Annotated in this window: 19 protein-coding genes; 12 read left to right on the top strand and 7 right to left on the bottom strand. The window is 62.4% G+C overall.

Annotated elements, in window-relative coordinates; genetic code table 11:
- The first annotated feature begins 45 nt into the window (after positions 1-45).
- A complete protein-coding gene (locus A7X77_RS20290; protein WP_004668299.1) occupies positions 46-312 on the top strand; it encodes a hypothetical protein in 267 nt (88 codons plus the stop codon).
- A 41-nt stretch (positions 313-353) separates the two neighbouring features.
- Here A7X77_RS20290 and A7X77_RS20285 read toward each other — a convergent pair whose 3' ends face one another.
- On the bottom strand, positions 354-758 hold the full coding sequence (locus A7X77_RS20285) for a helix-turn-helix domain-containing protein (RefSeq protein ID WP_064684636.1): 405 nt from the start codon (positions 756-758) through the stop codon (positions 354-356).
- A gap of 537 nt (positions 759-1,295) precedes the next feature.
- Between A7X77_RS20285 and A7X77_RS20280 the strand changes: the two genes are divergently transcribed.
- Complete coding sequence (locus A7X77_RS20280; protein ID WP_064684635.1) at positions 1,296-1,529, top strand: hypothetical protein; 234 nt, start codon at positions 1,296-1,298, stop codon at positions 1,527-1,529.
- On the opposite strand, the gene A7X77_RS20275 is transcribed toward A7X77_RS20280, so the two are convergent.
- Positions 1,508-2,344 carry an amidohydrolase family protein gene (locus A7X77_RS20275; protein ID WP_064684634.1) on the bottom strand — a complete coding sequence of 279 codons (837 nt, stop codon included), beginning with the start codon at positions 2,342-2,344 and terminating at the stop codon, positions 1,508-1,510. The genes A7X77_RS20280 and A7X77_RS20275 overlap by 22 nt on opposite strands.
- Positions 2,345-2,415: 71 nt before the next feature.
- Positions 2,416-3,201 (bottom strand): IclR family transcriptional regulator, encoded by a 786-nt coding sequence (locus A7X77_RS20270; RefSeq protein WP_064684633.1) that lies wholly within the window; start codon positions 3,199-3,201, stop codon positions 2,416-2,418.
- Between the two features lie 302 nt (positions 3,202-3,503).
- Between A7X77_RS20270 and A7X77_RS20265 the strand changes: the two genes are divergently transcribed.
- Together A7X77_RS20265 and A7X77_RS20260 are read left to right on the top strand one after the other, a co-directional pair.
- On the top strand, positions 3,504-4,238 hold the full coding sequence (locus A7X77_RS20265) for an SDR family oxidoreductase (RefSeq protein ID WP_064684632.1): 735 nt from the start codon (positions 3,504-3,506) through the stop codon (positions 4,236-4,238).
- Between the two features lie 165 nt (positions 4,239-4,403).
- Positions 4,404-5,681 (top strand): L-fuconate dehydratase, encoded by a 1,278-nt coding sequence (locus A7X77_RS20260; protein WP_064684631.1) that lies wholly within the window; start codon positions 4,404-4,406, stop codon positions 5,679-5,681.
- A 119-nt stretch (positions 5,682-5,800) separates the two neighbouring features.
- Here A7X77_RS20260 and A7X77_RS20255 read toward each other — a convergent pair whose 3' ends face one another.
- Genes A7X77_RS20255 through A7X77_RS20240 form a run of 4 tightly spaced genes read right to left on the bottom strand, consistent with a single transcriptional unit; the run spans position 5,801 to position 10,834 of the window.
- The gene (locus tag A7X77_RS20255; RefSeq protein ID WP_064684630.1) at positions 5,801-6,346 is read right to left on the bottom strand and encodes a sarcosine oxidase subunit gamma; all 546 of its coding nucleotides are present in this window, start codon (positions 6,344-6,346) and stop codon (positions 5,801-5,803) included.
- Complete coding sequence (locus A7X77_RS20250; protein ID WP_064684629.1) at positions 6,339-9,293, bottom strand: sarcosine oxidase subunit alpha family protein; 2,955 nt, start codon at positions 9,291-9,293, stop codon at positions 6,339-6,341. The genes A7X77_RS20255 and A7X77_RS20250 overlap by 8 nt, the downstream gene beginning before the upstream one ends.
- Positions 9,290-9,571 carry a sarcosine oxidase subunit delta gene (locus tag A7X77_RS20245; RefSeq protein WP_064684628.1) on the bottom strand — a complete coding sequence of 94 codons (282 nt, stop codon included), beginning with the start codon at positions 9,569-9,571 and terminating at the stop codon, positions 9,290-9,292. The genes A7X77_RS20250 and A7X77_RS20245 overlap by 4 nt, the downstream gene beginning before the upstream one ends.
- Positions 9,572-9,583: 12 nt before the next feature.
- A complete protein-coding gene (locus A7X77_RS20240; protein WP_064684627.1) occupies positions 9,584-10,834 on the bottom strand; it encodes a sarcosine oxidase subunit beta family protein in 1,251 nt (416 codons plus the stop codon).
- 88 nt (positions 10,835-10,922) lie between these two features.
- Here A7X77_RS20240 and A7X77_RS20235 point away from each other — a divergent pair, with 88 nt between their 5' ends.
- The 8 genes from A7X77_RS20235 (at position 10,923) to folD (ending at position 19,001) form a co-directional block, all read left to right on the top strand.
- On the top strand, positions 10,923-11,894 hold the full coding sequence (locus tag A7X77_RS20235; protein ID WP_064684626.1) for a GlxA family transcriptional regulator: 972 nt from the start codon (positions 10,923-10,925) through the stop codon (positions 11,892-11,894).
- 79 nt (positions 11,895-11,973) lie between these two features.
- On the top strand, positions 11,974-12,657 hold the full coding sequence (locus A7X77_RS20230; RefSeq protein ID WP_064684625.1) for a helix-turn-helix domain-containing protein: 684 nt from the start codon (positions 11,974-11,976) through the stop codon (positions 12,655-12,657).
- An 89-nt stretch (positions 12,658-12,746) separates the two neighbouring features.
- Entirely contained in the window at positions 12,747-13,652 is a 906-nt protein-coding gene (locus A7X77_RS20225; protein WP_064684624.1) for a class II glutamine amidotransferase, read from the top strand.
- Positions 13,653-13,708: 56 nt separating this feature from the next.
- Complete coding sequence (locus tag A7X77_RS20220) at positions 13,709-14,395, top strand: GXGXG domain-containing protein (protein ID WP_064684623.1); 687 nt, start codon at positions 13,709-13,711, stop codon at positions 14,393-14,395.
- 14 nt (positions 14,396-14,409) lie between these two features.
- The gene (locus tag A7X77_RS20215) at positions 14,410-15,738 is read left to right on the top strand and encodes an FMN-binding glutamate synthase family protein (protein ID WP_064684622.1); all 1,329 of its coding nucleotides are present in this window, start codon (positions 14,410-14,412) and stop codon (positions 15,736-15,738) included.
- A gap of 78 nt (positions 15,739-15,816) precedes the next feature.
- Positions 15,817-17,124: a type III glutamate--ammonia ligase gene (glnT, locus tag A7X77_RS20210; protein WP_064684621.1), complete on the top strand. Its 1,308-nt coding sequence runs from the start codon at positions 15,817-15,819 to the stop codon at positions 17,122-17,124.
- Between the two features lie 89 nt (positions 17,125-17,213).
- Positions 17,214-18,098 carry a formyltetrahydrofolate deformylase gene (purU, locus tag A7X77_RS20205; RefSeq protein WP_064684620.1) on the top strand — a complete coding sequence of 295 codons (885 nt, stop codon included), beginning with the start codon at positions 17,214-17,216 and terminating at the stop codon, positions 18,096-18,098.
- A gap of 3 nt (positions 18,099-18,101) precedes the next feature.
- Positions 18,102-19,001, top strand: a complete 900-nt coding sequence (folD, locus tag A7X77_RS20200; protein WP_064684619.1) for a bifunctional methylenetetrahydrofolate dehydrogenase/methenyltetrahydrofolate cyclohydrolase FolD — start codon at positions 18,102-18,104, stop codon at positions 18,999-19,001.
- The last annotated feature ends 85 nt before the right edge of the window (positions 19,002-19,086 follow it).

The following is a 19,086-nucleotide window of genomic DNA, read 5'->3' as shown; positions in this document are numbered from 1 at the left end:
AGTGGTGATGGAATCTGAGGCCTCCACGGCCAAAGGGGCGGGACAATGTTTGAACAACATAACGAAGGTACAGGCAGTGAATACGCAAGGATCTTCCGGCTGCTGTCGGCAGCCAAGGAGGAGGCTGAAAAGCTTCAGCTGCGTAACCTGATGCACCTGACGAACATGGCGCTGCTGCAGGTCGTCATCGATTGGGACGGCATAGATCCGGACAGGGAGCTAGACGTCAACCTCGAGAAACTGCTCGGCAGCAAGGCCAAGATCGCAATGAAGGACGCCAGCGAGAATCTGATCCTGATCGATCGCCATTGACCTTCATGCAGTCCGTTCGGAACGGGTGAAGGAGATCCGGCCTATTCGGCCGCTTCACCGTCCATTTGCTCGGTGTGGGCGATTGCCTGGACGAGCTTCAGGATCTTCTTGCGAAGCGCTTCGTTCTTGATCGAGAAGAACGCGGCGTTGAGAAGGACGCCCTCGCGCGAAATAACGAATTCCTCGCTGGGAGCGGGGTTGTCGTTGGCCGTATCAGGAGTGGACAGGTCGTCGAAGAACGTCCTGACGTCGACGTTCAGCGCGCCGGCGATTTCAACCAGCATGCTGGCGGAAACGCGGTTGGAGCCTTTTTCGTATTTCTGGATCTGCTGGAATGTCACGCCGACGCGATCGCCCAATTCGGTCTGCGAGACTTTCCGCAGCAGACGCTGTATGCGGATGGTCTTCCCGACATGAACATCCACTGCGTGCGGTTCTTCTTTCATTTTATTTTCCCTCCTGAGGACACGGAGATGAGGTTATTCGCCATATCCGTGTCTGACAACTTTTACCTGAGTTACACAAAGCTAGCAATTACCCGACCGTAGGTGTCCCGAACCGAAACATCACCTCGCTTCATATTAGCAGCAGCAAAAAGCATGCCAAAGTAGTACTTTTGGACGATACGTCGCCTGATTTTGGGATGTGGCGTCACCTACGGGCGAAAGGGCGGGCTTCCCTTGATTCCAACCGACGGCATGTTCCGGGATTACCACGCTCCCGTGTCTGAGAACGCCGCGCAAAGGAGCTGCAATATTTTGAATTAATTATCCTTAAATCGACTGCGATTTGGCAGTTATGCCGTCGCATGCGCAAAGTGTCGATCGAAGCCTGCACTATTGTCGTCAGAGTGCAGATCCGATCCGTGTCGTAGCGGCTTCGACGGTCGACAAGTGCCATGGACCCGGAGGGGCCGGATGCAGCGAGCTTTGGCAAGTTCGAAATATTGTTCGTGCCTAGGTGGAGAACAATCATCAGCACGCGTGCTGGCTTTCGCAGACGGGCCGCTCGAACGCGCCGTCGAACACGATCCGGCCTATGCCCGGGCGCATGGCAACGCCGCAATGTGCCGTCATGGCCTGTCCCTGCGCGCCGGCTTGCAGAAAGCCAACCGTGCCACATCGATACACTATGCCCGCGCGGCCATCCTCCACGGCCACGATGATGCCACCGCCTGGCCCTTGCAGAAGCCGCGTCAGAGTGACCAGAGCCGTTGAGCATTGGCGAAGAGCAGCTTCGAACGTTCCGCCTCGCTGCTGCCGGAGAGCGCCGCATGGGTCGCCGCGACCCAGGTGGAAAGGCCGCCGCCAAGCGTGCAGACCGGCCAGTCGCTGCCCCAGACGACACGGTCCCAGCCGAAACTTGCGATGACATGTTCGATATAGGGCCGCAGCGTCTGCGCCGTCCACGTCTCGGCATCGGCATAGGCGACGACGCCCGAAACCTTGCAGATGACGTTCGGCCGCCGGGCGATCTCCGATATGCCGGCCTTCCACGGCTGAAAGGCATCCGAGCGGATATCGGGCACGCCGCAATGGTCGAGCACGAACTGCACATCCGGCGCAAGATCAATGAGGGCGGCGACGCGCACGGCCTGATGCGGCAATGTGCAGAGGTCGAAGGTCAGGCCGCTGCCGCCGATGCGCCTGATGTTTTCGCGAAACAGCGCGCCTTCCGAGACGTCGTCGGCCACGACATGCAGCACGCGACGAAATCCCTTGACGAAGGGATCGGCCTTCTGCCGCTCGAGATAGGCGGCAAAGCCTTCATCTTCCGGCCGGCAGGAGACGATGGCGCCGGCAATCAGGCTGCCGGGCTTCTGGGCGATGCCGGCGATGTGGTCGGTCTCGGCCTGCATGGCGGCCGGATCGACATCGACTTCCATATGCAGCGCCGTGGTGATGCCGCAGCGGCGCGCCTCGGCTGCATAGGTCTCGTAGAGAAAATCCCGGTCGAGCGCAGGTGCGCCGGAGAGCCAGGGATAGGGCAGCGCCGACCGATCGATGACATGCAGATGGGTGTCGATGAGCACGGGTTCCTCCAAGGCTGGCTTGCGGCAAGCTATCCCTGGTGAATGAATTGTTCAAATAGAAATTCGACAGATCAGACCGCGATGGTGACGTCGGCGCCGGCAAGCTGCGAGAGCTCGGCCGCGGTCTTCTGCACCAGCGTGATCGTCTGGGTGATGTCGGGCGCCGACGGCGCATTGACGAGCGCGATGAACGGGCAGGTGAGGGCGGCAATGCAGCGCCGATCCGGCCCGAGAACCGGCGCCGACAGATTGTAGACGCCGGAGGTCTGGGCGCTCGCCATCATCTCGTAGCCGCGCTCGCGGATCTGATCGAGGCGATCGTAGAATTCGGCCCCGAGTTCGATATCTGCGCGGTTGCGCACATGTTCCGATATCATCATCTCCCGCTCCTCGTTACTGCGGAAGGCGAGCAGCACATGCCCCGAGCCGGTGTCGAAGAGGCTGATATGGGCGCCGATGCGGATCGAGAATCCCCAATAATCCGGCGCCTCCTGCTGGGCGATGACCACGGCGGCGCCGCGATCGAAGACGGCCAGGTGATTGGCCTGACGCGCGCGCTGGGCGAGATCGCGCATCAGCGGCGTGGCGTAGGAGGCGAGCCGGCGCACCGGCGCATGCAGCTGCGCAAGCCCGAACAGCTTCAGCGTCAGCGAATAGCGATCGCCGTCCAGCCGGGTGACGTAGCCGCGACGCACCAGGCGGTCGAGCATGCGATAGAATTCGTTGGGGCTGCGGGCGAGCCGCTTGGCGATTTCCGCCTGGGTAAGGCCGCTGTCGACGCCGGCAAGCAGTTCCAGGATGTCGAGGCCCTTGTCGAGGGCCGGAGCGCGGTAGCGGTCTGACTCGTCGGGCTCCATTCCATCCTCCTGTGAATATTATTCTGCATATACGCAGAACCGCGGCCGGAAAAGCAAAACTTCGCGCTTGACCCTTGGCCAATCGTCTGTTTGTCTATAAACAGACAAATTATCGCTGAAGACAGCTGATCGACGGCAACGACGAAAAGCCGGCATCGTGCCTCGCCTCAGGCGGGCCGCAACGCGCAAAGAGGGAAAATGGCAGGCGCTGACGGACAACCTATTCCATCTCAGCCCGGCCTTCGCCAAGATATGACCGTACGCGCCGCCCCGCGCAGACAATTCCAGAAGAGGCCCGTGACATGACAAACAGACTTTCCGGCAAGACCGTTCTCATCACCGCCGCCGGCCAAGGCATCGGCCGGGCGACGGCGGCAGCCTTTGCCGCGACCGGCGCCAAGGTCCACGCCACCGACATCAACACCGACGCGCTGGCGACGCTGGCTGCCGAAACCGGCGTATCCACCCACAAGCTGAACGTGCTCGACGAAGACGCGGTCAAAGCTCTGGTCACCGAGATTGGGCGCGTCGACGTGCTGTTCAACTGTGCCGGTTTCGTCCATGCGGGCTCGATCCTGGAGATGAAGGATGCCGATTTCGAATTCGCCCTCGACCTCAACGTCAAGGCGATGATCCGCACCATCCGCGCCGTACTGCCCGGCATGCTCGAGCGCAGGGACGGGGCGATCATCAACATGGCCTCCGTCGCCTCCAGCATCAAGGGCGTGCCGAGCCGCTTCGCCTATGGCGTCACCAAGGCCGCCGTGATCGGCCTCACCAAATCTGTCGCCGCCGATTATGTCGCCGAAGGCATTCGCTGCAATGCCATCTGCCCCGGCACGGTGGAAAGCCCGTCGCTGCAGGATCGCATGCGCGCCGGCGGCGATTACGATGCGGCCCGCGCCGCCTTCATCGCCCGCCAGCCGATGGGCCGGCTCGGTTCGCCGGAGGAGATCGCCGATCTTGCCGTCTATCTCGCCGGCGCCACCTACACCTCGGGCCAGGCGATCGCCATCGACGGCGGCTGGACGATCTGACCCAGCGCATGTCGCGCAAAACCGTGCAGCGGTTTGCGATGACGGCATGCGTAAAACAAAGACCTAAAGCGCGAGGAACGAATCGGAAAGATCGTAACGCGCTTCAGCCGATGAGGAGCCGGCAGGATGCCGGCCGATCCGGCTATCGCAATTGGGAGGAAAAACATGACCCGCATCACCGACCTTCGCGTCTTCGATCTCCGTTTTCCCACCTCGCACAGCCTGGATGGGTCCGATGCGATGAATCCCGATCCGGACTACTCGGCCGCCTACGTCATTCTCGATACAGACGCGCCCGGCCTGGCCGGCCACGGCCTGACCTTCACCATCGGCCGCGGCAATGACATTTGCTGCATGGCGATCGAAGCGATGCGCCATCTCGTCGTCGGCGCCGACCTCGCCGAGGTTCTCGCCCATCCCGGCAAATTCTGGCGGCATCTGACGAGCGACAGCCAGCTGCGCTGGATCGGCCCGGAAAAAGGCGCCATTCACCTGGCGACCGGCGCCGTCGTCAACGCCGTTTGGGATCTGCTCGCCAAACAGGCCGGCAAACCCGTCTGGCGGCTCGTCGCCGAGATGTCGCCCGAACAAATCGCCGATATCGTCGACTACCGTTATCTCACTGACGTGCTGACGCGCGACGAGGCGGTCGAGATCCTCGAGCGCGCCGAAGCCGGCAAGGCGGAGCGCATCGCCCTCCTCGAGAAGGAAGGCTATGCCTGCTACACGACCTCGGCCGGCTGGCTGGGCTATGAAGACGAAAAACTGCGCCGGCTCTGCCAGGAGGCGATCGACGCCGGCTTCAACCATATCAAGATGAAGGTCGGCCGCGACCTGCAAGACGATATCCGGCGTCTCCGAATCGCCCGCGAGGTGATCGGTCCCGATCGCTACCTGATGATCGACGCCAACCAGGTCTGGGACGTCGGTCAGGCGATCGACTGGGTCAAGGCGCTTTCATTCGCCAAGCCCTTCTTCATCGAGGAGCCCACAAGCCCCGACGATGTGGCCGGCCACCGCAAGATCCGCCAGGCGATCGGCCCGGTGAAGGTCGCAACCGGCGAGATGTGCCAGAACCGCATCATGTTCAAGCAGTTCATCGCCGAAGGCGCGATCGATATCGTCCAGATCGATTCCTGCCGCATGGGCGGGCTGAACGAGGTTCTCGCCGTGCTGTTGATCGCCGCCAAGTTCGGCCTGCCGGTCTGGCCGCATGCCGGCGGCGTCGGCCTCTGCGAATATGTGCAGCACCTGTCGATGATCGACTATATCGCGGTCTCGGGCACCAAGGACGGCCGTGTCATCGAATATGTCGATCACCTGCACGAACATTTCCTCGATCCCTGCCGGATCGAGAACGCCGCCTACATGCCGCCCACCCTGCCGGGTTTTTCCATCGAAATGAAACCGGCGTCGATCAGCAACTATACATTTCGAGGATAAAGCATGTCGCCCGGAACTGTATGAATCGAATTTAATGCGACGCACTTATCGTGTCGGCCGACGCGGGTTGGAAGCGCTACAGCATCCGCCTGAAAAAGCATGCAGCGCTGCAGCTCATCTTATGCCTCATCCTTTACGGTGCTCGCCGCCATGTGCCTGAGGTCGTCCCACAAGCTTTCAGCGAAACTGCGCAGGACCGTGAGCTCGAAGCTGTCCTCGCCGATGCGGGCGATCTGCGCGGAGATGTGACCGACCATCGTCATCACCGATTTGCCTTCCGCAAAGACGGCGGGATCGAGATCGACGGCGGTGCCCTTCGAAAGCAAAGCCCGCGAAGATCGGCCGGAAACGCCGATGCGGACACGCCCGTGGCTCTGGTCCGTGACGAAGGCTCTTCCCGCAAGCGCCACCGCAAGAGCGTCCAGACGTACAGGCTGAAGCGGCTCGGCGCCGGCGACGAACCATTGGCGGAAACCAGCCTGGCGGATCGAACTTGTGGCAAGGCCTGCTTTCGCCAATTCCGCGGCAAGCGCCGCCGGCTCGATCGCGCCGAGCACATGCAGCAGATGACCTTCCGGCAGGGCTTCCAGCCGGATGTCTGCCTCTGAGATAACGGTATATGTCGCCCCGGCAAGAACCGGTCTGTGCGGGGGAAGATCAGGCATGAAGCTTCTCGTTTTCGGGATCGATGAAGACGGGGTGGCAGAGCACTCCCTCGGTGAATTCGTTGCGCAGCCCGTTCCAGACCGTCACCTTTTCACCGATGCGCTCCGGCCCGCGTCTTACGAGCGCCAGGCCGATCGTATGGCCGAGCGTCGGCGAGAAAGCGCTTGATGTGACGTAACCCTGGTCGTTCTCGAGCGTCGCCGCATGGCCCTCGGCAAGGATGTGCGAGCCGGTGCGGAAGCTGCTTGCCGGATTGAGTGGCTTGACGCCGACGAGGCGCGGCCGTTCGGGATCCTGCAGGCCTTCGCGGGAGAGCATCGCCTTGCCGATGAAATCCGGCTTGGTCGTTGAGACCATGCGGCCGAAGCCGAGATCGCTTGGGGTGACCGTGCCGTTGATCTCGGCGTGGGTGACGTGGCCCTTTTCGATGCGCATGACGCCGAGCGCTTCCGCGCCGTAGGCGCAGATGCCATGTTTTTCGCCCGCCGCCATGATCGCGTCGGCAACACCTTCACCGTATCCGGCCGGGACCGCCAGCTCGTAGGCGAGTTCGCCTGAGAAGGAGATCCGGAAGAGCCGGCCTTCGAGGCGGCCCCCGAACAGCGACACCTTGCGGGCGCTCATGAAGGGGAAAGCCGCATCGGAAAGATCCTCGTCGACGATTTCCGAGAGAATGGTGCGCGATTTCGGCCCGGCAACCGCCATCTGCGCCCACTGGTCGGTCGAGGAGGCGAAGCAGACGTCGAGCTCCGACCAGAGCGTCTGGGCGCAGAATTCGAGATGGGTCAACACGCCGGCGGCGAGCGCCGTCGTCGTCGTCATGAAGAAATGGTCGTCGCTGAAGCAGCTGGTGGTGCCGTCATCATAAATGAAGCCGTCCTCGCGCAGCATGATGCCGTAACGGGCCTTGCCGACGGCGAGCTTGGAGAAACCGTTGCAATAGATGCGATCGAGGAACGTCGCGGCATCGCGGCCGAAGATTTCGATCTTGCCGAGGGTCGAGACGTCGCAGAGGCCGGCATTCTTCCGGATATTCAGGACTTCGCGGTCGACGCTTTCGCGCCACGTCGTTTCGCCGGCGCGCGGGAACCAGGAGGAGCGGTACCAGAGGCCGGTTTCGACGAAGACCGCGCCGTTCTTCTCAGCCCAGCCATGCAGCGGCGATTTGCGCGCCGGCTGAAAATGTTTGCCGCGAGATGCTCCCGTCAAAGCGCCGAAGGAGACCGGAGTATAGAAGGGCCGAAAGGTCGTCGTGCCCACTTCGGCGGGCGAGACGCCGCGCGCCTCGGCAAGGATGCCGATGGCATTGATGTTGGAGAGCTTGCCCTGATCAGTCGCCATGCCCGATGTGGTGTAACGCTTGGTAAGCTCGACATGGCCGTAGCCTTCGCGGACAGCAAGGCTGAGGTCCTTGAGATGCACGTCGTTCTGGAAATCGACGAAAGCCTTGCCCTTGGCGCCTTTGACCCACCAGAGCGGCTTCGTGCGCTGAGCCGGCTCGGTGGCTGAGGCAAAGGCCGGTTCCGCTGTAAAACCAATCGCCTTGACGGCAGCGGCCGCCTTTGCGGCGCCATCCCCTAGGCAGGCCGCAGTTTCGGCAAGTCCGGCGGCCGCGCCGGCAACGGCGAGGCCTTCCTGAGCGGCCGGCGCCAGAAACGTCGCGGCCTCTTGCGACCATTGCGGTTTGCCGCCGCGATGGCAGGCGAGATGGATGATCGGGCTCCAACCGCCCGACATGGCAAGCGCATCGGCTTCGATCCGGCGAAGACCCTCTTCGGTTTTGACGCTGACGCTGCGCAGACGCCTGCCGCCATGGGCATCGATGATCCGCGCGCCCTTCAGCACCTCGGCGCGGCCTTGCCAGCCTTCGGCTGCATCCGGGCGGCTGTCGACGATCGCGGCGACGGCAAGGCCGGCAGCTTCGAGGTCGGCGGCGGTGCGATAACCGGCATCATTGGTGGTGAAGATCACCGTGTTTTGGCCTGGCGCGACCGCCTGCCGGTTGAGGTAGCTGCGCATCGCGCCCGCCATCATCACACCGGGAATGTCGTTGCCGCCGAAGACGAGCGGCCGTTCTTCGGCCCCCGTCGCGAGGATCGCCTGCCGGGCATTGATGCGCCACAACCGTTCGACCGGCCGTTCCGGATCGGGCGTCACCACATGCTTCTGCACGCGTTCGACCGCGCCGAAAACATTGTCGTCGTACCAGCCGAAAACAGTCGTGCGTGGCAGGCGGCGCACATTCTCCAGGCCCTCCAGCTCGGCAAGCAGTTCGCCGAGAAGGCTCCCCGCCGGCTTGCCGTCGACTGCACCGCTTTCGGAAAGCAGGCTGCCGCCGAGTTCGGCACCCTCGTCGGCGAGGATGACGCGCGCGCCGGCGCGGCCCGCGGTGAGTGCCGCGGCAAGGCCGGCGGCGCCGGCGCCGATCACCAGCAGATCGCAATGCGCCCAGCATTTCTCGTAGGAATCGGGATCAGCCTCATAGGAGGCTTTGCCGAGGCCCGCCGCCTTGCGGATCGCCGGCTCGTAGAGTTTTTCCCAAAGGGCTGCCGGCCACATGAAGGTCTTGTAGTAGAAGCCGGCGCTGAGGAAGGGCGAGAGCAGCCCGTTGACCGCGCCGATGTCGAAGCCGAGCGAAGGCCAGCGGTTCTGGCTCCTTGCCGCCAGTCCCTGGTAGAGTTCGATCATCGTCGCGCGCGTATTCGGTTCGGTGCGCCCGCCGCTGCCCGTCGTCACCAGCGCGTTCGGCTCGGCAGCACCCGCCGTTAGAATGCCGCGCGGGCGGTGATATTTGAAGCTGCGGCCGACGAGCTGGATACCGTTGGCAAGCAGCGCCGAGGCGAGCGTGTCGCCCGGATGGCCTTCAAACGCCCGGCCGTCGAAGGTGAAGCCGAGTGAAGTGGAACGGTCGATGCGGCCGCCGGAAGAAAGACGGAAGCTCGTCATGCGGGTTCTCCGCCGAGCTTGGCAAGGGCGGCATCCCTGACGCCACGAACCTTATGCGTGAAAGTATCGCGCTCGACGATCAGCCAGCGGCGGCATCCGGAGGAATGGTGCCAATATTCGCTGTGGCGGCCCTTCGGATTGTCGCGCAGATAGACATAGTCGAACCAGGCGTCCTGGCCGGCATCCGGCGCCGGCCTGACAAGCCTAGCATCGCCGCGAATCGAGAATTCCTCCTTCGGCCTCGCGCCGCAATGGGGACAGGAAATCAGGCTTGCCATCGGTAAATGTCCTCAGTGCAGATTGGGCTGGGCGCCGACGCCCTTTTCATCGATCTGGTAGCCGCGCGCGAAACGGTCGAGCCGGAAGGCGCGGGCCGTCTGATGCGGCGTGTTGCGGGCGATCAGATGGGCGTAGCAGAAGCCGGAGGCAGGCGTGGCCTTGAAGCCGCCGTAACACCAGCCGGCGTTGAGATAGAGATTGTCGATATGGGTGCGGTCGATGATCGGCGAGCCATCCATGCTCATGTCCATGACGCCGCCCCAGGAGCGCAGATAACGCACGCGCGACAGCGACGGGATCATTGCAAGGCCGGCCTCGGCGACATGCTCGACGGTCGCCAGATTGCCGCGCTGGGCATAGGAATTATAGCCGTCGATATCGCCGCCGAAGACCAGGCCGCCTTTGTCCGACTGGGACACGTAGAAATGTCCTGCGCCGAAAGTGACGACATTGTCGATGAAGGGTTTCAGTCCTTCGGAGACGAATGCCTGCAGCACATGGCTCTCGATCGGCAGACGTAGGCCAGCCATATCGGCGACGACGGTGGAATTGCCGGCCGCCGCGAGCGCCAGCTTGCTGCAGCCGATGAAGCCTCTGCTGGTTTCGACGCCGGTAACCTCACCGTTTTGGGTACGGATGCCGGTCACTTCGCATTGGGTGATGATGTCGACGCCACGGCTGTCCGCACCGCGGGCGTAACCCCAGGCGACCGCGTCGTGGCGGACCGTGCCGCCGCGCGGTTGGAACAGACCGCCCATGACGGGGAACCGGGCATTGTCGAAATCGAGGAAGGGAACCTTCTTACGCACAGCCTGCCGGTCGAGAAGCTCGGCATCGACGCCGTGCAGCCGCATGGCGTTGCCGCGGCGTGTATAGGCGTCGCGCTGCGCATCGGAATGGAAGAGATTGAGCACGCCGCGCTGCGAGACCATGGCGTTGAAGTTGAAGTCCTGTTCAAGTCCTTCCCAGAGCTTCATCGACAGCTCGTAGAAAGGATTATTACCCGGCAGCAGGTAATTCGACCGGATGATCGTCGTGTTCCTGCCGATATTGCCGGATCCGAGGTAACTCTTTTCCAGGACAGCGACATTGGCGACGCCGAATTCCTTGCCAAGATAATAGGCGGTGGCAAGGCCGTGACCGCCGCCGCCGACGATAACGACGTCGTAATGCGGCTTCGGCGCAGGGTCGCGCCAAGCGGGCGCCCAGCCCTTGTTGCCGCGAAGGCCGTTGAGGAAAATCGAAAGAGCGGAATAGCGCATGGATCAATCCGAAAAGAACTAGAGGCATGATGCCAGAACGGTCGCGACCGACTTGCGCAATTGGGACGTCAACGATTATAAAAGAGACATGTCCGCAGCTGAACCCAGACCTGACAGCAGCGTTGTCCAGGAGATCGGCTTCATCCTGATCCCGGGATTCGCGCTGATGTCTTACGCTTCGGCGACGGAGCCGCTCAGGGCAGCCAATCTTCTGGCCGGCCGCGAGATCTATCGCCTGTCGATCTTCTCGCCCGACGGCGCGCCAGCGCTTTCGTCCTCCGGCGTCAGCGTGCCGGCCGAACCTCTTCCCGTCAGGGGTTCAGGCCTCGGCACGGCCTTCGTCTGCGCCGGCGGCTCGCCGCGTGACTGGCGATATCCGAGCGTGCTTGCCTGCATCAGGCAGCTATCGCGCGAAGGTGTCAGGATCGGCGGCATATCGGGCGGTCCCTATCTGATGGCCGCCGCCGGGCTGCTTGGCGGCCGCGACTTCACCATCCATTGGGAACATGCCGCCGCCCTTCTCGAATCCTTCCCGGATCTGACACCGCGCCAGGCGCGGTTCGTGATCGACGGCAACCGCATCACCTGCGGCGGCGGCATTGCGCCGCTCGATATGATGCATGTGCTGATCGCCGAGCGGATGGGGCCGGATTTCGCCCGCCGCGTCAGCGACTGGTATCTCCACACCGAAGTCAACGAGCCCGCCGCGCCGCAGCGCGCGTCGCTCGCCGAGCGCTACGGCGTCCACCACCCCGGCCTGCTCAATGTTCTCGAGCGGATGGAAGAGACGATCGAGATGCCGCTCGACCGCGCCGCCATGGCGCGCATCGCCGGTGTCACTCCCCGTCACCTCGACCGGCTCTTTTCAACCCATCTCGGCACGACCTTTCTCGATCAATATCACAGGATCAGGCTCCAGCATGCCCAGCGCCTGCTGAAGCAGAGCCCGCTTTCCATCTCGGAAATCGCGGTGGCCACCGGCTTTTCCAGTTCGAGCCATTTTTCCCGCATGTTCCGATCCGTCTACGGCACGGCTCCGAGTGAGGCGCGGCGCGATTGAGTTTTCTTCAAGGTTGAGGAAATTTCACTACCACGATAGGGTTGCCTTCAGACAAAAGAAGGCGGCAGCGGAAAAATCCATGAAATCCAAACATGAAGCGGAAAAGCAAACGGAACCGGCGCATGGTGGACGCGCTGCTTTTTCGCAGGATCCGCACGCTGTCCGGGAGCCGAAGGAAAACAACCTTGAAATGGCGATCGGCCATGAGGTGCGCGCCTACCGCAAGAAACTCGGCATCACGGTGACCGATCTCGCGGCCGCCACCGGCATTTCGCTCGGCATGCTGTCGAAGATCGAGAACGGCAACATCTCGCCGTCGCTGACGACGCTGCAATCGCTGTCGCGGGCGCTCGGCGTTCCGCTGACGGCCTTTTTTCGCCGCTACGAGGAGCCGCGCAATGCCGTCTTCGTCAAAGCGGGGCAGGGCGTCGAGCTGGAACGGCGCGGCACCCGCGCCGGCCATCAATATAATCTGCTCGGCCATATCGACAACAACACCAGCGGCGTCATCGTCGAGCCCTATCTCATCACGCTGACGGCCGATTCCGATGTTTTCCCGACCTTTCAGCATGAGGGCATGGAGTTTCTCTACATGCTCGAAGGCGAGGTCATCTACCGCCACGGCGACCAGCTTTTCCAGATGCAGCCGGGCGACAGCCTGTTCTTCGACGCCGATGCGCCGCATGGGCCGGAGGAACTGGTAAAACTGCCGAGCAGGTACCTCTCCATCATCAGCTATCCCCAGCAGAATTCGCGAAGCTGACTTGCCTTAGAAGAAAAGTTTATTCCTGCCAGTTGAAGTCCTTACATAGACCTGCTAGTCCTTTCTCAACATGAAAGGAGGCACAGCCTATGTGCGGCATTGTTGGATTGTTCCTCAAGGACAAGAGCCTTGAGCCTCAGCTGGGAAACCTGCTCTCAGATATGCTGATCACCATGACGGATCGCGGGCCGGACTCGGCCGGTATAGCGATCTATGGCGGCTTCGCAGAGGGCAAGGCGAAGATCACTATCCAGTCCAGCAATCCAGGCGCGGACTTCGACGGCCTGGCCGCTGACCTCGAGGAAGCCGGCATAAAAGCCCATGTGTGGATCAAGAGCACGCACGCGGTCATTGAGCTTGATACCTCCAAACTTGGAGCAGTGCGCGAGGCGCTCGAACGGATTCGCCCGGCAGTCCGCCTTATGGGCTCGGGTGAGAGCGTCGAAATCTACAAGGAAATCGGTCTCCCAAAGGACGTCGTGGCGCGGTTCGGTGTCCGCGCGATGAGCGGGACCCACGGCATCGGCCATACCCGCATGGCGACGGAATCCGCGGTCACCACCCTCGGCGCCCATCCATTCTCGACCGGCGCCGACCAGTGCCTCGTGCACAATGGCTCGCTCTCCAACCACAACAACCTGCGCCGCGAACTGGTGCGTGAAGGCATGACTTTCGAGACGCAGAACGATTCCGAAGTCGCCGCCGCCTATCTGACAGCCGAAATGGCCAAGGGCAAAGATCTCGGCCAGGCTCTGACCGGCGCGCTCGACGACCTCGACGGCTTCTTCACTTTTGTCGTCGGCACCAAATCCGGCTTCGGCGTCGTGCGCGATCCGATCGCCTGCAAGCCCGCCGTCATGGCCGAGACGGAGCAATATGTCGCCTTCGGTTCGGAATACCGCGCGCTGGTCAATCTTCCCGGCATCGAGAATGCCCGCGTCTGGGAGCCGGAGCCGGCAACTGTCTACTTCTGGGATCACGACAAGGCGGCCTGAGGCGCGCTGAAAGCCAAGAGGCGGCGCGGACCGTCTCCCGGACCAACGAGGATTCAATGCCGACATTCGATCTTTCCAACACGCCTCTTCGCGAATTGAACAGCGCGCTACACGCTCTCTCCAAAGGTGCCAACGACACTGAATTCGAGGTGATCAACCCGCGCGGCAGCCATGCCGTCGCCGTCGGGATCGACAGCCCGGTGACGGTCGCTGTTAGGGGATCTGTCGGCTATTACTGCGCCGGCATGAATGACGGCGGCAAGATTACGGTTCATGGCTCGGCTGGACCGGGTGTTGCCGAAAACATGATGTCCGGCACCGTCGTCATCGAGGGCGACGCCAGCCAGTATGCCGGCGCGACCGGCCGGGGTGGCCTGCTCGTCATCAAGGGAAATGCCGCGTCGCGCTGCGGCATTTCGATGAAGGGCATCGACATCGTCGTCCACGGCAGCATCGGCCACATGTCGGCCTTCATGGGCCAGTCCGGCCATCTCGTCGTGCTTGGCGACGCCGGCGATGCGCTCGGGGATTCGCTCTACGAAGCCAAGCTGTTCGTCCGCGGCGAGGTGAAGAGCCTCGGCTCCGACTGCGTCGAGAAAGAGATGCGGCCGGAGCATCTGGAAAAGCTTGTCGAACTGCTCGACAAGGCAGGTGTGACGGACGTCAGACCCGAAGAGTTCAAGCGCTACGGCTCGGCCCGCAAGCTTTACAATTTCAACATCGACAACGCAGATGCGTACTGAGGCGAGGGACACTCATGAGCTATCACAACCCCTATACCCCGCCACGCAAGTCCGCGACTTTCGACGACTATACGCTCGCCGAAATCCGCCGCGCGGCGGCCACCGGCATCTATGACATCCGCGGCGCCGGCACCAAGCGCAAGGTACCGCATTTCGACGATCTGCTGTTTCTCGGCGCCTCCATCTCGCGCTATCCGCTCGAAGGCTACCGCGAGAAGTGCGATACGACAGTGGTGCTCGGCTCGCGCTTCGCCAGGAAGCCGATCACGCTCAAGACGCCGATCACCATTGCCGGCATGAGTTTCGGCGCGCTTTCCGGCAACGCCAAAGAAGCGCTCGGCCGGGGTGCGACGATCGCAGGCACGTCGACCACGACAGGCGACGGCGGCATGACGGATGAGGAACGCGGTCATTCGCAGACGCTGGTCTACCAATATCTGCCGTCGCGCTACGGCATGAACCCGAAAGACCTGCGCCGCGCCGACGCAATCGAAGTCGTGGTCGGCCAAGGCGCCAAACCCGGCGGCGGCGGCATGCTGCTCGGCCAGAAGATCTCCGACCGCGTCGCCAATATGCGCAACCTGCCGAAGGGCATCGACCAGCGCTCGGCCTGCCGCCATCCCGACTGGACAGGCCCCGATGATCTGGAAATCAAGATCATGGAGCTGCGCGAGATCACTGACTGGGAAAAGCCGATCTACGTCAAAGTCGGTGGCGCGCGTCCGTATTACGACACCGCTCTTGCCGTGAAGGCTGGCGCCGACGTCGTGGTGCTCGACGGCATGCAGGGCGGCACCGCGGCGACGCAGGACGTCTTCATCGAAAATGTCGGCATGCCAACGCTCGCCTGCATTCGACCGGCCGTCCAGGCGCTGCAGGATCTCGGCATGCATCGCAAGGTGCAGCTCATCATTTCGGGTGGCATCCGCTCGGGCGCCGACGTGGCGAAGGCGCTGGCGCTCGGCGCCGACGCGGTCGCGATCGGCACGGCGGCGCTCGTCGCCATCGGCGACAACGATCCGCGCTGGGAAGAGGAATATCAGAAGCTCGGCACCACGGCCGGCGCCTATGACGATTGGCATGAAGGCAAGGATCCGGCGGGCATTACCACACAGGACCCGGAGCTGGCAAAACGCCTCGACCCGGTTGCGGCCGGCCGCCGCCTCGCCAACTACCTGAAGGTCATGACCCTCGAAGCTCAGACCATCGCGCGCGCCTGCGGCAAGAACCACCTGCACAATCTCGAACCGGAAGACCTCGTTGCATTGACCATCGAGGCATCGGCCATGGCGCAGGTGCCGCTCGCCGGTACCAACTGGATCCCTGGCAAGGGAGGCTTCTGATTTCTACCGGCCGGGCAATACCCCGGCGTCTCATATCCATAACGAAAGTGTCTCGAAGAAATCCAAAGGGGAACGAGAATGACACTGGACCTTGCTGCTTTTGCGAGAGACAAAGGCATCAAATATTTCATGATCAGCTACACCGACCTGTTCGGCGGCCAACGCGCCAAGCTGGTCCCGGCAGAAGCCATCGCCGACATGCAGAAGGATGGCGCCGGTTTTGCAGGCTTTGCAACCTGGCTCGATCTGACGCCGGCCCATCCGGACTTGTTTGCGGTTCCCGATGCTTCCTCCGTCATCCAGTTGCCCTGGAAGAAAGAAGTCGCATGGGTCGCCGCCGACTGCGTCATGGACGATCGACCTGTCGAACAGGCGCCGCGTGTCGTGCTGAAAAGACTGGTGGCCGAGGCTGCGAAGGAAGGGCTCCGGGTGAAGACCGGTGTGGAGCCCGAGTTCTTTCTAATCTCTGCTGATGGCTCGGTGATTTCAGACCAGTTCGATACTGCCGAGAAGCCTTGCTACGACCAGCAGGCCGTGATGCGTCGGTACGATGTCATCGCCGAGATCTGCGACTATATGCTGGAGCTCGGCTGGAAGCCCTATCAGAATGACCATGAGGATGCGAACGGCCAGTTCGAGATGAACTGGGAATATGACGATGTCCTGAAGACCGCGGACAAGCACTCTTTCTTCAAGTTCATGGTCAAGTCGGTCGCCGAAAAGCACGGCCTTCGCGCTACCTTCATGCCGAAGCCCTTCAAGGGCCTGACCGGAAACGGTTGCCATGCGCACATCTCGGTCTGGGACGTCGATGGCAGGGTAAACGCCTTCGCGGACAAGGAAATGGCCTTCGGTCTTTCTGCCCAGGGCAAAACCTTCCTCGGCGGCATCATGAAACATGCTTCGGCACTTGCCGCGATCACCAATCCGACGGTCAATTCCTACAAGCGCATCAACGCGCCGCGCACGACATCGGGCGCCACCTGGTCACCGAACACCGTCACCTGGACGGGCAACAACCGCACCCACATGGTGCGCGTGCCGGGGCCTGGGCGCTTCGAGCTGCGCCTGCCGGACGGCGCGGTCAATCCATACCTTCTACAGGCGATCATCATCGCGGCCGGCCTCGACGGCATCCGCAGCCAGGCAGACCCCGGCCAGCACTACGATATCGATATGTATGCCGAGGGCCACCTGGTGAAGGACGCGCCGCGCCTGCCACTCAACCTGCTCGATGCGCTGCGCGCCTTTGATGCCGACGAAGGCTTGAAGGCGGCAGTCGGGGCTGAGTTTTCCTCCGCCTATCTCAAGCTCAAGCACGTGGAATGGAATGCCTACTGCTCGCATTTCACCCAGTGGGAACGCGACAGCACGCTCGATATCTGAGCAGCCGGACCGACGTCTTCGCCATGCCGGGTTGGACAGCTCGGCATGACCGGACCCTCTGTACCTGAAAGGGCGAAGGAAGAGACAGCATGAAGAGCTTCGTACTTACCGTATCCTGCCAATCGACGCGCGGGATCGTTGCGGCGATTTCGAGCTATCTGGCCGAGAAGGGCTGCAACATCATCGATTCCAGCCAATTCGACGACCTCGATACCGGCAGGTTCTTCATGCGCGTCAGCTTCATTTCCGAGGAAGGGCTTTCCGGCCCGGCGATCAGCGCTGATTTTTCTGCCGTCGCCGCGCCCTTCGAGATGGAATACGACTTCCACGACAGCGAGAGCCGCATGAAGGTGCTGCTCATGGTGTCGCGCTTCGGCCATTGTCTCAACGACCTGCTCTACCGCTGGAAGATCGGCGCCCTGCCGATCGACATCGTCGGCGTCGTCTCCAACCATTTCGACTACCAGAAGGTGGTGGTCAACCACGACATTCCCTTCCACCACATCAAGGTGACGAAGGAGAACAAGCCGCAGGCCGAAGCCCAGCTCGTCGATCTCGTCGAGCAGACCGGCACCGAGCTGATCGTGCTCGCCCGCTACATGCAGGTCCTCTCCGACCAGCTCTGCAAGCAAATGTCGGGCAGGATCATCAACATCCACCATTCCTTCCTGCCGAGCTTCAAGGGCGCCAACCCCTACAAGCAGGCCTATCAGCGCGGCGTCAAACTGATCGGCGCGACCGCCCATTACGTCACCGCCGATCTCGACGAAGGTCCGATCATCGAGCAGGATACGGCGCGCATTACCCATGCGCAGTCGCCCGACGACTATGTCTCGATCGGCCGCGACGTCGAAAGCCAGGTGCTGGCGCGCGCCATCCACGCCCATATCCATCACCGCACCTTCATCAACGGCAACCGCACCGTGGTCTTCCCGGCCAGCCCGGGAAGCTACGCATCCGAACGCATGGGGTGAGAGATGGTCGAGGTCATCGACGGCAAGCTTGTTGCTGCATCCGTAATCGAGACGGTGAAGAGTGCGGCGGCGGCGCTGGAAAAGATGAGCGGCGTCACCACCGGCCTTGCGGTCATCATCGTCGGCGACGATCCGGCAAGCCATGCCTATGTCGGCTCCAAGAGCCGCATGGCCATGGAATGCGGCTTCAAGTCCGTTCAGCACACGCTGCCGGCCGAGACGAAGCAGGAGGAGCTGGCGGCCCTCGTTGCCACGCTGAACGCCGACCCGTCGATCCACGGCATCCTGGTGCAATTGCCCTTGCCGAAGCCGCTCGACAGCGAGCCGATCATCCAGTCGATCCTGCCGGAAAAGGATGTCGACGGATTGAGCGTCGTCAATGCCGGCAAGCTTGCCACCGGCGACCTGAAGACCGGGCTCGTCTCCTGCACGCCGGCCGGCGCCATGGTCTTCGTCCGCCGCACCCATGGCGAGGATCTGTCCGGCCTCAACGCCGTCGTCATCGGCCGCTCCAACCTGTTCGGCAAGCCGATGGCGCAATTGCTGCTCAACGCCAATGCGACGGTGACGATCGCCCATTCGAGGACGAAGAACCTCGCCGAGGTCTGCCGCAATGCCGATATTCTGGTGGCTGCCGTCGGCCGGCCGGAAATGGTCAAGGCCGACTGGGTCAAGCCAGGTGCGACGGTCATCGACGTCGGCATCAACCGTGTGGCGGCCCCCGACAAGGGAGAGGGCAAGACCCGGCTCGTCGGAGACGTCGCCTTCGCCGAGGTCTCCACCGTCGCCAGCACCATCACCCCGGTTCCCGGCGGCGTCGGCCCGATGACCATCGCCATGCTGATGGCCAATACCGTCATCGCAGCTTATCGAAAGGCCGGGCAGGTGCCGCCGAAGTTTTGAGTGGAATGCCGCCTGGCGGGCTTGCCATGGCGCGAAAGATTTATATAGTCAGGAAACAAATATTCCGTAGAGGAAATAAGAGGGA

This window comes from Rhizobium bangladeshense (assembly GCF_001662075.1).
Taxonomy (GTDB): domain Bacteria; phylum Pseudomonadota; class Alphaproteobacteria; order Rhizobiales; family Rhizobiaceae; genus Rhizobium; species Rhizobium bangladeshense_B.
Note: the sequence above shows the minus strand (reverse complement) of the source record. Positions and strands in the feature narration are given on the sequence as shown.

Excerpts from the sequence above, each read along its gene's own strand:
- A7X77_RS20290 (WP_004668299.1), top strand. The coding sequence starts at position 46 with ATGTTTGAACAACATAACGAAGGTACAGGCAGTGAATACGCAAGGATC.
- A7X77_RS20245 (WP_064684628.1), bottom strand. The coding sequence starts at position 9,571 with ATGGCAAGCCTGATTTCCTGTCCCCATTGCGGCGCGAGGCCGAAGGAG.
- A7X77_RS20270 (WP_064684633.1), bottom strand. The coding sequence starts at position 3,201 with ATGGAGCCCGACGAGTCAGACCGCTACCGCGCTCCGGCCCTCGACAAG.
- A7X77_RS20220 (WP_064684623.1), top strand. The coding sequence starts at position 13,709 with ATGCCGACATTCGATCTTTCCAACACGCCTCTTCGCGAATTGAACAGC.
- A7X77_RS20225 (WP_064684624.1), top strand. The coding sequence starts at position 12,747 with ATGTGCGGCATTGTTGGATTGTTCCTCAAGGACAAGAGCCTTGAGCCT.
- folD (WP_064684619.1), top strand. The coding sequence starts at position 18,102 with ATGGTCGAGGTCATCGACGGCAAGCTTGTTGCTGCATCCGTAATCGAG.
- A7X77_RS20235 (WP_064684626.1), top strand. The coding sequence starts at position 10,923 with ATGTCCGCAGCTGAACCCAGACCTGACAGCAGCGTTGTCCAGGAGATC.
- A7X77_RS20255 (WP_064684630.1), bottom strand. The coding sequence starts at position 6,346 with ATGCCTGATCTTCCCCCGCACAGACCGGTTCTTGCCGGGGCGACATAT.
- A7X77_RS20230 (WP_064684625.1), top strand. The coding sequence starts at position 11,974 with ATGAAATCCAAACATGAAGCGGAAAAGCAAACGGAACCGGCGCATGGT.
- A7X77_RS20215 (WP_064684622.1), top strand. The coding sequence starts at position 14,410 with ATGAGCTATCACAACCCCTATACCCCGCCACGCAAGTCCGCGACTTTC.
- A7X77_RS20240 (WP_064684627.1), bottom strand. The coding sequence starts at position 10,834 with ATGCGCTATTCCGCTCTTTCGATTTTCCTCAACGGCCTTCGCGGCAAC.
- A7X77_RS20250 (WP_064684629.1), bottom strand. The coding sequence starts at position 9,293 with ATGACGAGCTTCCGTCTTTCTTCCGGCGGCCGCATCGACCGTTCCACT.
- purU (WP_064684620.1), top strand. The coding sequence starts at position 17,214 with ATGAAGAGCTTCGTACTTACCGTATCCTGCCAATCGACGCGCGGGATC.
- A7X77_RS20285 (WP_064684636.1), bottom strand. The coding sequence starts at position 758 with ATGAAAGAAGAACCGCACGCAGTGGATGTTCATGTCGGGAAGACCATC.
- A7X77_RS20265 (WP_064684632.1), top strand. The coding sequence starts at position 3,504 with ATGACAAACAGACTTTCCGGCAAGACCGTTCTCATCACCGCCGCCGGC.
- A7X77_RS20260 (WP_064684631.1), top strand. The coding sequence starts at position 4,404 with ATGACCCGCATCACCGACCTTCGCGTCTTCGATCTCCGTTTTCCCACC.
- glnT (WP_064684621.1), top strand. The coding sequence starts at position 15,817 with ATGACACTGGACCTTGCTGCTTTTGCGAGAGACAAAGGCATCAAATAT.